Raw genomic sequence first — 10154 nt, 5'->3', positions numbered from 1 at the left:
GCGCGGGCCGGGCAGAGGGTTGAGCGTCTGCGGGGGCGGTATCGGGCGTTCGATCCGGTGGTGGCCGAGCGGCTGTATGTGCGGCTGTTCAAGGGCGGGGCGAGCCTGCGCGACGTGCTGGCGTCGGACCCGGCGTTTCCGTCGATGGCGGTGCTGGCGCGGTGGCGGCGGGAGGCGCCGCGGTTCGACGCCATGCTGCGGTTCGTGTTCGACGGGTGGCGGACGAAGCCTAGGCGGCCGGGCCGGGGCAAGTGGTCGCCGGAGCTGGAGGCGGCGGTGCTGGCCGGGATCGTGGAGGGCGGGTCGCTGCGCTCTCTGGCGGCGCGGCCGGACATGCCGTGCGCGCGGACGCTGTATGCGTGGTGTCGGACGCGGCCGGGGTTCGCGGCGGCCGTGGCGCAGGCGTGCGTGGACCGCGAGGACTGGTACCGCGACCAGCTCCTGGAGATCGCCATGGGGGTGGAGCGCGGCGGCGTGGGCGCGGCGCGCAGGGCGATGGCGCCGCTGAACGCGCAGCTGGTGCGGCTGAAGAAGCGGCCGGGGTGGAAGTCCGGGGCTGCGCGGGGATGAGCGGGGATGAGCGGGCCTGGGGTCGGGTCTAGAGGATGTAGTGGTCGCCGGCGGCGCGGACGGTGATCTCGCCGATGGAGACGCCCCAGGGCTGGTCGATGGCGTGCAGGACCGCGTCGGCGATGTGCTCGGGGGCCAGGGCCAGGTAGTCCATCTCCTCGGGGTCGAGGCGGCCGCCGGCGAGATTGCCCTCTTCCCCATTTGCCTCGTTTAGGGCCCCCATGGCGGCCATGAACTCGGGCATGTTGTGGCCGAGGATGCCGACCACGGCGGCGGGGTTGACGATGGCGGCGCCGAGGCCGGTGGCGGGCACGCCGGTGGGCTTGACGGTGGTGACCTTGATCTTGCCGCGCGTCTCCATGCGGAAGGACTCGGAGAGGAAGTTCACGGCCGCCTTGCTGGCGCCGTAGACCGCCGCGCCCACCACCGGGAAGTTGCCGTAGATCGAGGAGATGTTGACGATCTGGCCGCGGCCGGCGGCGATCATCGGATCGTAGGCGGCGACCATGCCGTTCAGCACGCCCTTGATGTTGATGTCGATGCAGCGGCTCCAGGCCGCGTGGGCGGCGGCGTGGTCGGAGAAGAACGCCAGCGGCATGATCCCGGCGTTGTTGACCATCACATCCACCCCGCCGAACGCGTCGGTGCTGGCGCGGACCAGGGCGACCAGGTCCTCCAGGCGGGTGACGTCGGCGGCGAGCGCCTGGGCCTGGCCGCCGGACGCCGTGATGAGGTCGGCGGTCTCGCGCACGGCGGCCGCGTCGATATCGCCGCAGGTGACCTTGGCGCCCCGCGCCGCGGCCTTCTGGGCCACCAGCCGGCCGAAGCCGCCGCCGGCGCCGGTGATGACGATGGTCTTGCCCGCGATGTGGTCGGTCATGACGTGCGCTCCCGTGTGCGCCACGAGCGTAGGGCGATCTCCGCAGGGGAAAGCGAGGGGCGGGGCGCGCGCCTTGCGTGACCGTGACGATTACCGGGGAGGTAATCGCGCGGGCGGCAGGGATCGCGCACATGTCCGGCTGTCAGCCAAAGGAACGCCCATGACCCCCGCCAAGCCCCTCGACGTCGTCGCCGCCTTCCTGAACGCCATGGAGGCCATGGACTTCGAAGCCGGTTGCCGCCTGGTGGCGCCGGACTGCGAGTACACCAACCTGCCGATGGGGACCGCGCGCGGCCCGGAGGGGGTGCGTGCGACGCTGGAGCCGTTCTTCGCGCCCACGCTCAGCAACCAGTTCCTGGTGACGCGCCAGGTGGCGGACGGCGACACCGTGGTGATGGAGCGACTGGACCGACACCAGCTAGGCCCCGAGCGGTGGGCGGAGCTGCCCGTCATCGGCATCTTCGAGGTGAAGGATGGGCTGATCACCGTCTGGCGCGAGTACTTCGACCTGGGCACCCTGCTCGGCCAGTGGCCCGAGCTGCAGCAGGCGATGGCGTCGCCGCAAACGTAGCTGGTAACTGAGGGCGCGGAGGCGGCGAGCTCAGGGCTGGTCCCAGGCGGCCTCGTCGGCGAGCCAGGCGGCGCATTCGGCGAGGCTGGCGCGGGCCCGGGCGCGCCAGGCGGCGCGTTCGCGGGGCGCCAGGTTGGTCCAGGCGGGGAAGCTGTAGTGGGCGCGGATGCGCGAGAGGGTGGTGCGGCGCGCCATGTCGCCGGCGCGCTCGCGGCAGTCGCTCTCGTAGAGGGCGACGGCGAGGGCTTCGATCCGGGCGGCGGCGTCGGCGGGGTCGGGGTCGGGCACCAGGGTCCATAGCACGATGCGGCGCGCCGAGGGCGGCGGCGTCAGCGCAGGTTGCGGAAGGTGAGCGAGTAGCGGTGGGCGGGCGCCTCCGCCAGGCTGTGTTCCCAGTCGTGGCGGGCGGGGCCGCCGAGCAGGTAGGCCGAGCGGGGCGCGAGTGGGACGTTGATCCGCTCGAACCGCGGGCCGACGCGGCGGCGGAAGCGCATCACCGCAGGCGACTTCAGCGAGACGCCGACCACGCGGTCGAACACCGGGCGGTCGCGGTGCCAGCCGATGGGCGCGCCCTCGCAGTACTCGTTGATCAGCAGGTGCTCGAAGGCCTGCGGCGGCAGGCCGGCGAAGGCGGCGGCGCGCTCGCGGACGGGCTTGAGCCAGTCCGGGATAGGCGGGGCCTCGACGAGGCCCGGGCCGTTAAAGTCGTAGCGGCGGCCGAAGGAGCAGACCTGCCGGCGGCCTTGGAAGCCGCGGAACTGGAACGGCTCGAACGGCAGCTCCGCCAGGCGGGCCAGCAGGTCGGCCTCCTCGGCGGGGGTCACCAGGTCGGGGCGGTAGGCGAAGCCCTCCGGGGCCGCGGGGGGCCCAATGGGGGGAAGGTCGAAGAGGTCGGCGGCGCTCATGGGTGGCGAGATGGGCGCAAACGAAGGCGGCGGGAAGGTCGCCCTTCCCGCCGCCGGTCGTTGGACGTCCGCGGGTCGCTAGTAGCGCGGATAGTTGTTGTAGCCGTAGCGGTCGCCGTCGCGGCGCTCGTAGCGGATCTGGGCCGAGAGGGCGTCGAAGCGGCGATCCAGGTCGGCGCGTTCCCAGCCACTGAGGCCGTTGGCGCGGTAGCGGTTCTCCAGGTAGGCGATGCGCTGGAACTCCCGGCGCAGGCGGATGGCCTCGCGGCGGTTGAGCTGGCCGTTTTCGATGCCGCGGTCAATGCGGTGGTCGAGGCGGGCCTGGCGCTCGTTGATGCTCATCCAGCGGCCGCCGTCGTGGCGCGCGCCGTAGTGGGGCTGGGCCGAAGCGGCGCCGGCGCTGAGCGCGGTGGCGGCGGCCAGGGCGATGACGATGGTCTTCATGGTCTCTCTCCTCAAGGCGTGGGGGTGTCGTCCCTCGTCTTGGGGGTTAAGAACGAGGGACTGCGGGTTTGGTTCAGCGCGCGGATCATTCGCGGCTGGAGCCGTAGCCGCCCCCGCGGCCCATTTGGTTCCGGGAGCCCTCGCCGGCCGGCGGCTAGTGGAGCGCGTCGATGGCGTCGGCGACGGCGCGGGGGCGCTCCAGGGTGACCATGTGGCCCGCCTCCGGGATCGAGACCAGCTCCGCGCCCAGGATCGCCTTCTTGAAGGCGTGGGCATAGACGGGCGGGATCAGCCGGTCGGAGTCGCCCCAGACGATCACCGTCCGCGCCCGGATCCGGTGCAGCCGGGTGGACAGGCCGCGCTCGGGGATCGGGAACAGGATGCGCCCGGCCATCCCCAGCTGGCGCGCGTTGGCGACCAGGTAGGTCTGCAGGAAGTTGGGATCGGTGACGTTGCGCCCGGCGGTCAGCATGGCGGCGCCGGCCTCCACGTCGTGGAACAGCAGCGCCGGCATCTCATAGGGCATGGTCGCGAACAGGTCGGCGATCGGGTGGGCGTCGTCCCACAGGCCGGCTGGAGCGATCAGGGCCAGGCGCGAGACGTCGCGCGGCTGCACCGCGGCCATCTCGGCGGCGATCATGCCGCCCATGGAGTGGCCGACCAGAACCGGGTCCCTCAGGCCCAGCGCGATGGCCACGTCCCAGGTGTGCAGCGTGAAATCCAGCATGTCGCGGATCTCCGGCGCCTCTTCGCTGTCGCCGTAGCCGGGGATCAGCGGGGCGTAGACCCGGTGCGACTTGGCCAGCTCGGCCAGCAGCGGGTCGTCGCCGGTGACGCCGCCGGCGCCGTGCAGGAAGACCAGGTCGGGCCCGGCGCCGCCAACGTAATACTGGACGTTCGCGTAGGTGGTCTGGACGGTGCGCAGGTCCATGCTCACGCCTCCACGCCGTAGGTCTTCAGGAGGTCCGCGGAGGTCGGCGCCTGCTTGGGCAGCGATCCCGACGTGACGCGCTTGTCGAGCGGCGAGGTCCAGAAGCGGTTGTCGTCGGCCCAGTCCGGGAAGACGTTGCGCAGCTTGGGCATCACCTTCTCGGCGAACAATTTGGTGGAGTACATGCACTTGTCGGCCGGCATGTCGCCCACGTGCATCAGGCAGAAGATGTTGCCGACATTCAGCCCCTTGGCGAGGTCCTCCAGCCGCTGGCGCACCGTTTCCGGCGACCCGGCGATCACGTGGCCGCCCTCGACGAGATCCTTCCAGGTGAGCTGGCTGTAGCCGCCCACCGGCGGGGCATACTGGGACAATGCCCCGGTCTGGATGGTCTTTATGGTGCGGTAGCCCGGCGCATCGGCGAACCCCGGATAGACGTGCAGGCAGCGGTTGTAGAAGTAGTTCACGTGCGGCCAGTAGAGCCGCTCGGCCTCCTCGTCGGTCTCGGCCACGCAGATGGTCTGGGCGAAACCGGCCCGGTAGGGGCTCTTGTCGACGCCGCGTTCCTCGACCCGCTTCCAGTAGCCGTCCATCAGCGCTTGGGCGCGGAGGTAGCCGGAGAAGCTGAGGTACGAGTAGGAGTACTCGTTATCGAGACAGAAATCGTAGGTCTCGACGGACCCGCCGCCGGGGATGTGCACCGGCGGGCGCGGCTGCTGGATCGGCCGCGGCCAGATGTTGACGTGGCGCAGCTTGTTGTAGCGGCCGTTCCAGGCGAACGGCTCGCGGGTCGTCCAGGCCTTGATGATCAGGTCGTGGGCTTCCTGGTACTTCTCCCGCGTGAGCGACGGAATCTGGCCGTAGCAGTAGTTGGTGTCCATGGAGGTCCCCACCGGGAACCCCGCCACCAGCCGCCCGCCGGAGATGCAGTCCAGCATCGCGAACTCCTCGGCCACCCGCACCGGCGGGTTGTAGAGGGCGATCGAGTTGCCCAGCACCACAATGGCCGCGTCCTTGGTGCGGCGCGCCAGGCCGGCGGCGATGATGTTGGGGCTGGGCATGATGCCGTAGCCGTTCTGGTGGTGCTCGTTGACACCGACCCCGTCGAAGCCGAGCTGATCGGCGTATTCGAGCAGGTCCATGTAGGTGTTGTAGACCTCGTGACTCTTGACGGGGTCGAACAGCTTCTGGTCGATGTCCACCCACACCGAGCGGTGCTTCTCCCGGAAGTCGTCCGGGAGATAGGGCCAGGGCATGAGGTTGAACCAGGTGAACTTCATGGCTTCCTCCCGCGCCGCCCCTTCCGGGCGATCAACTGAACGACGATAATCGAAAGCGGCCCGGCGCCAAGCGGCGATCGGGCTCGGAGGGGCGCGGAATGACGGTGGAACTGCGCAGGGTGGAGACGGTCTACCAGGGCTATGTGACCATCCTGGCCGCCACCTTCACCGGGCCCGATGGCCAGTCGTTCCGGCGCGAGATCGAGCACCACGGCCGCGCCGCCTGTGTGCTGCCCTATGACCCGGCGCGGAAGACGGCGCTGCTCGTGAACCTGCCCCGCGCCCCGGTGATCTGGTCCGGCGGCCCGCCGGAGCTGCTGGAGGCCCCGGCCGGGATGGTGGAGGACGAGGACCCTGAGGAGACCGCCATCCGCGAGGCCATGGAAGAGTGCGGCGTTCGGCTGACCCGCCTCGAGGCGGTGGGATCACCCTATGCCAGCCCGGGCGTTTCCAGCGAGCGGATCGACCTGTTCCTGGCTGCCTACGGCGAGGCCGACCGCCTCGGCCCCGGCGGCGGAACCCCGGGCGGAAATGAGCAGATCACCGTAGAGGAGGTCCCGCTCGCCCAACTCTGGACCTGGGTGGAACAGCGCAGGATCGAGGACCTGAAGTCCCTCGCCCTGATCCTGGCGCTCCGGGTGCGCCGGCCCGAGCTGTTCGGGTAGCGGATTGTCAGCGACCGGGCTGAAAACGCCTCGGCCAGCACGCAAGAGTTCCCCGACCATCAGGTCAGGCGCGGATTTGACGTCTGGGTCGAAAAGGTTGGGATGCGGAAAAGAAACGGCCCGCAGCGGGGGATAGTCGCTGCGGGCCGCCTTGAGCAGTCGCTCTTATTGAGCGGGCGTTTCCTCCCCGAAACGCCGGAGACTTCGGGACTAGCGCCTTCATGTCTCTCGCCAGATGACAAAACGGCAATTTTCGCCCCAAGTCAACGGGCCCGGACCCTACTCAAGGCATGGGAAGCGGGAAAATCGCCCGCAAGGGAAAATTTTACGCCGTCTTTTGACTGTTGTGTCAAAACACGCGGGCTTTCAGCGCCTCAAAGGCGGGGCAGCCCACATCGAAGACGAAGTCCGGCTTCAGTGCGGTCACCGGGCCGAGCCCTGCGGCGCCCAGCGCCAGCGAGGCGTCCGCGACCTGCGCCGAATCAACCAGGAGCCCGTTGGGCCGCCGCGTCGCCCCCTTAGCGGTCAGCGCCTCGACCACCGCAGCCTCCTCGCCATCGCCGCGGGCGGGCCAGGTCAGGGTGGCGCTACGCAGCGCCGCGGCGCGGGCCTCCACGATCCGAAGCAGCCGCTCCGCCGCCGCCAGCGCCGGGGCGTCCCAGGCCGCGCGCAGGCTGGCCGCCAATTGCGCCTGGCTCTTCAGTATGACGCCGTCGGTCAGCACCTTCAGGCCATTGGCCACGAGAGTCGCCCCCGTGGTGGTGATGTCGACCACCAGCTCGGCCGTGCCCGCCGCCGGCGCGCCTTCGGTGGCGCCGCCCGACTCGGTGATGCGGTAATCGGCGATCCCATGGCGGGCGAAGAACGACCGCGTCTGGCTAAGGTACTTGGTCGCCACCCGCATGCGCCGGCCGGTCCGGGCGAGGTAGTCGTGCGCCACCTCCTCCAGGTCGGCCATGCTCTCCACATCGAGCCAGCTCTTCGGCGCCGCGGTGACCAGATCGGCGCGGCCGAAGCCCAGCGCCCGCAGCAGCAGGACGCGGCCATCCAGGTCCTCCCCGCGCTCGCGCAGCAGGTCCTCGCCGGTGACGCCCAGGTGCGCTTCGCCCGCGTCCAGCGCCTCCGCGATATCGGCCGCCGACAGCAGCCGCACCTGCGCGCCGTCCACGCCCCTCAGGCTGGCCAGGTAGCCGCGCGCGCCACCGGTGACCTCGAGCTTCAGGCCGCAATCGGCCAGCCAGCCCTCGACCTGTTCCTTCAGCCGGCCCTTGGAGGGCACGGCGATGATCAGCCCGCTCATGTCTCGCCCCCCGCGTAGGCTCGCCAGGGTCGGACCATGCAGCCCACCGCGCCGCCCGAGGCGCCGCCGCCCAGGCGCGCCAGCAGGCCGTCGTAGCGGCCCCCCACCGCCACCGCGCGTTCGGCTCCCACCGCGGCGCTGCGCACCTCGAAGGTGACGCCGTCGTAGTAGTCGAAGGCGTGGCCCAGCGCGGGGGTGAAGCGGATGCGCTCCACCGGCACGACCTCGGTCAGGTCGGCCAGGCGCGCGTCCCAGCCGGCGAGCGCCGCCGTGAGGGCCGCACCGCGCTTCCCGGCCAGTTCGCGCATGCGGGCGAAGGCGGGGCCCGGCGCATCGTCGATCGCCATGAACGCCTGCACCGCGGAGCCCTGCATTTCGGTGAGCGCCGGGGCCTGGGCGGCCTCGGCCTTGCGGACCAGGCGCGCGGCGATCTCGGCGGGCCCGCGGCCGCCCACCGGCTCCACGCCCGCCAGCGCCCAGACTTCCTCCAGCAGCGCCGCGGCCTTGGCCTCGGACAGGCCAGCCAGCAGGCCGGCGAGCGCGCCGCCGCCGCCGGCCGGGGCCGCGTCCCCCATGCGGGAAAGTTCCGCCGACAGCAGCCGCGGGCGCCCGGCGACCCGCCTGAGGCGGCCGCTGAGCGTCTCGCCCAGGTCCAGACTCTCGATGAACGCCCCGAACAGCGCCACGTCGCCCAGCCAGAGCGAGAGGTCGTCTCGCCCACCGGCCGCGGCCGCACGCCAGGCGAGCCCGGCGACCTCGGCGTCCGCCGCCACTGCAGCTCCGTCGGGCGGCGCAAACACTTCCAGCCCGACCTGCACGAACTCCTCAGGCCGGTCGGCCGCCGTCGAGGCGCGGAACGCCGCGCCCTGGTAGTGGTAGCGTCCCGCCGGGCGGCCGCTCTCGATGTGCTGGCGCGCGATGGCGATGGTGAAGTCCGGCCGCAGGCAGCGCTCGGCGCCGCCCTCTGACTGCACCACGAACAGCCGCGTGCGCATGGCCTCGCCGGCCAGGTCCAGCAACAGATTCAGCGGTTGCAGCAGCGGCGCGTCGGCCCGCTCCGCCCCCCTGCCCTCCAGGGGCGCTCGGATGGCGGCCAGGACGTCGGCCGGGACGCTGGGCTCGACGCGCATCAGCCTGCGCTCCCGGACGCCGCCAGGATGGCGCGCAGAACGGCCACGAGTTCGCCGCGTGGCACCGTCTGCTGGCCCGGCCGCTCGGCGCGCCACTCGGCGTTGTCGGTGACCTTGGCGGCCAGCGCGCGGCCCAGGTCCAGGTCCTTGATGGTCACCGTGCCGGCGGCCAGTTCGTCGTCGCCGACGATGATCGCGGCGGGGGACAGGCGGCGGTCGGCGTACTTCATCTGCGGCCGCATCCCGGAGGAGCCCAGATAGACCTCGGCGGCAATGCCGGCGGCGCGGATCTCGCGGGCGACGGCGAAGTAGTCGGCCATCCGGTCGGGCGAGAAGGCGATCACCACCACCGGGCCGCGCGACGCCGACGCCAGCTCGCGCCCGGAAGCCTTGAGCGCCGCGGCCAGTCGCGAGACGCCGAAGGAGAAGCCGGTCGCGGGCGTCCGCTCCCCGGTGAAACGGGCCACCAGGTCATCGTAGCGGCCGCCGCCGCCGATCGACCCGAACCGCATCGGCTGGCCCTTGTCGTCCAGGGTGGAGAGCAGCAGCTCCGCTTCGAACACCGCGCCGGTGTAGTACTCCAGGCCGCGCACCACCGACGGCTCGAACACCGCCCGGTCCACGCCGACGCCGAGGCCAGTCAGCGCCGCGTCGATGGCGGCGAGCTCGGCAAGACCCTCGTCGCCCTCCGCAGAGCCGCCGACGACGTCGGACAGCTTGGTCAGCGTCTCCGAGCGCCCGCCGGCCCCGGCCGCCGTGAACGCCAGCACCCGCTCGGCGGCGGCCGCATTGAGGCCCGCTCCCTTGGTGAAGTCGCCGGACTCGTCCTTGCGCCCCTCGCCCAGCAGCAGGCGCACGCCATCCGGACCCAAGCGGTCCAGCTTGTCGACCGCGCGCAGCACCGCCAGCTTCTGGCCCTCGCTGGCCACGCCGGCGGCCGTCATCAGGCCGTTCAGGAGCTTGCGGTTGTTGATCTTCACCACCGCCGAGCCGGCGGGCAGGCCGGCGGCCTCCAGGCCCTCGACGGTCATGGCGATGATCTCGGCATCGGCCTCGGGCCGCGAGGAGCCCACCGTGTCGGCGTCACACTGCACGAACTCGCGGAAGCGGCCCGGGCCCGGCTTCTCGTTGCGCCATACCGGTCCGTACGCATAGCGACGGAACGGTTTGGGCAGGCTCTCCCAGTTCTGGGCGGCGAACCGCGCCAGCGGCGCCGTCAGGTCGTAGCGAAGGGCCACCCACTGGTCGTCGTCGTCGGTCAGGGCGAACACGCCCTCGTTGGGCCGGTCGGTGTCGGGGAGGAACTTGCCGAGCGCATCGACATACTCGAACGCCCCGGTCTCCAGCGGCTCGAAGCCCCAGCGTTCGTAGACCCCGCTGACGGCGGCCAGGATCGCCCTTTCGCTGGCCACGTCGCGCCCCCGGCGGTCGACGAAGCCCCGCGGCGCGCGGGCTTCGGGGCGTGTGGGGTCGTTGGC

Annotated in this window: 12 protein-coding genes; 3 read left to right on the top strand and 9 right to left on the bottom strand. The window is 71.6% G+C overall.

Going from position 1 to position 10154, the window contains the following annotated elements; translation table 11 throughout:
* The coding region (locus tag QZV94_RS19205; RefSeq protein WP_293680503.1) for a hypothetical protein at window positions 1-570 on the top strand (570 nt) is incomplete at its 5' end.
* A gap of 28 nt (window positions 571-598) precedes the next feature.
* Here the strand turns inward: QZV94_RS19205 and QZV94_RS19200 are convergent.
* A complete protein-coding gene (locus QZV94_RS19200) occupies window positions 599-1450 on the bottom strand; it encodes an SDR family oxidoreductase (protein WP_293680500.1) in 852 nt (283 codons plus the stop codon).
* A gap of 160 nt (window positions 1451-1610) precedes the next feature.
* Here QZV94_RS19200 and QZV94_RS19195 point away from each other — a divergent pair, with 160 nt between their 5' ends.
* On the top strand, window positions 1611-2021 hold the full coding sequence (locus QZV94_RS19195) for a limonene-1,2-epoxide hydrolase family protein (protein ID WP_293680498.1): 411 nt from the start codon (window positions 1611-1613) through the stop codon (window positions 2019-2021).
* A 30-nt stretch (window positions 2022-2051) separates the two neighbouring features.
* On the opposite strand, the gene QZV94_RS19190 is transcribed toward QZV94_RS19195, so the two are convergent.
* The 5 genes from QZV94_RS19190 to QZV94_RS19170 all read right to left on the bottom strand — a co-directional run bounded on the left by QZV94_RS19190 (window position 2052) and on the right by QZV94_RS19170 (window position 5581).
* Window positions 2052-2324: a hypothetical protein gene (locus QZV94_RS19190; RefSeq protein ID WP_293680496.1), complete on the bottom strand. Its 273-nt coding sequence runs from the start codon at window positions 2322-2324 to the stop codon at window positions 2052-2054.
* A gap of 26 nt (window positions 2325-2350) precedes the next feature.
* Window positions 2351-2926 (bottom strand): alpha-ketoglutarate-dependent dioxygenase AlkB, encoded by a 576-nt coding sequence (locus tag QZV94_RS19185; RefSeq protein ID WP_293680494.1) that lies wholly within the window; start codon window positions 2924-2926, stop codon window positions 2351-2353.
* A gap of 78 nt (window positions 2927-3004) precedes the next feature.
* A complete protein-coding gene (locus QZV94_RS19180) occupies window positions 3005-3370 on the bottom strand; it encodes a hypothetical protein (RefSeq protein WP_293680492.1) in 366 nt (121 codons plus the stop codon).
* A gap of 154 nt (window positions 3371-3524) precedes the next feature.
* On the bottom strand, window positions 3525-4301 hold the full coding sequence (locus QZV94_RS19175) for an alpha/beta fold hydrolase (protein ID WP_293680490.1): 777 nt from the start codon (window positions 4299-4301) through the stop codon (window positions 3525-3527).
* A gap of 2 nt (window positions 4302-4303) precedes the next feature.
* Window positions 4304-5581 (bottom strand): LLM class flavin-dependent oxidoreductase, encoded by a 1278-nt coding sequence (locus tag QZV94_RS19170; protein ID WP_293680487.1) that lies wholly within the window; start codon window positions 5579-5581, stop codon window positions 4304-4306.
* Window positions 5582-5679: 98 nt separating this feature from the next.
* On the opposite strand from QZV94_RS19170, the gene QZV94_RS19165 reads away from it, so the two are divergent.
* Window positions 5680-6246 (top strand): NUDIX domain-containing protein, encoded by a 567-nt coding sequence (locus QZV94_RS19165; RefSeq protein WP_293680484.1) that lies wholly within the window; start codon window positions 5680-5682, stop codon window positions 6244-6246.
* A gap of 349 nt (window positions 6247-6595) precedes the next feature.
* Here QZV94_RS19165 and hisG read toward each other — a convergent pair whose 3' ends face one another.
* From hisG to hisS, 3 genes are all read right to left on the bottom strand, one after another.
* Window positions 6596-7546, bottom strand: coding sequence for an ATP phosphoribosyltransferase (hisG, locus tag QZV94_RS19160; RefSeq protein WP_293680482.1), 951 nt, complete (start codon window positions 7544-7546; stop codon window positions 6596-6598).
* Window positions 7543-8676, bottom strand: a complete 1134-nt coding sequence (locus tag QZV94_RS19155; RefSeq protein ID WP_293680479.1) for an ATP phosphoribosyltransferase regulatory subunit — start codon at window positions 8674-8676, stop codon at window positions 7543-7545. Before QZV94_RS19155 ends, hisG begins: the two co-directional genes overlap by 4 nt.
* Window positions 8676-10154, bottom strand: a 1479-nt coding sequence (gene hisS, locus QZV94_RS19150; RefSeq protein WP_293680476.1) for a histidine--tRNA ligase, incomplete at its 5' end; no start/stop codon positions are given. The genes hisS and QZV94_RS19155, both read right to left, overlap by 1 nt.

The organism is uncultured Phenylobacterium sp., assembly GCF_902826855.1.
Classification (GTDB): Bacteria; Pseudomonadota; Alphaproteobacteria; order Caulobacterales; family Caulobacteraceae; genus Phenylobacterium.
This window is presented reverse-complemented; position numbering and strand designations above follow the sequence as displayed.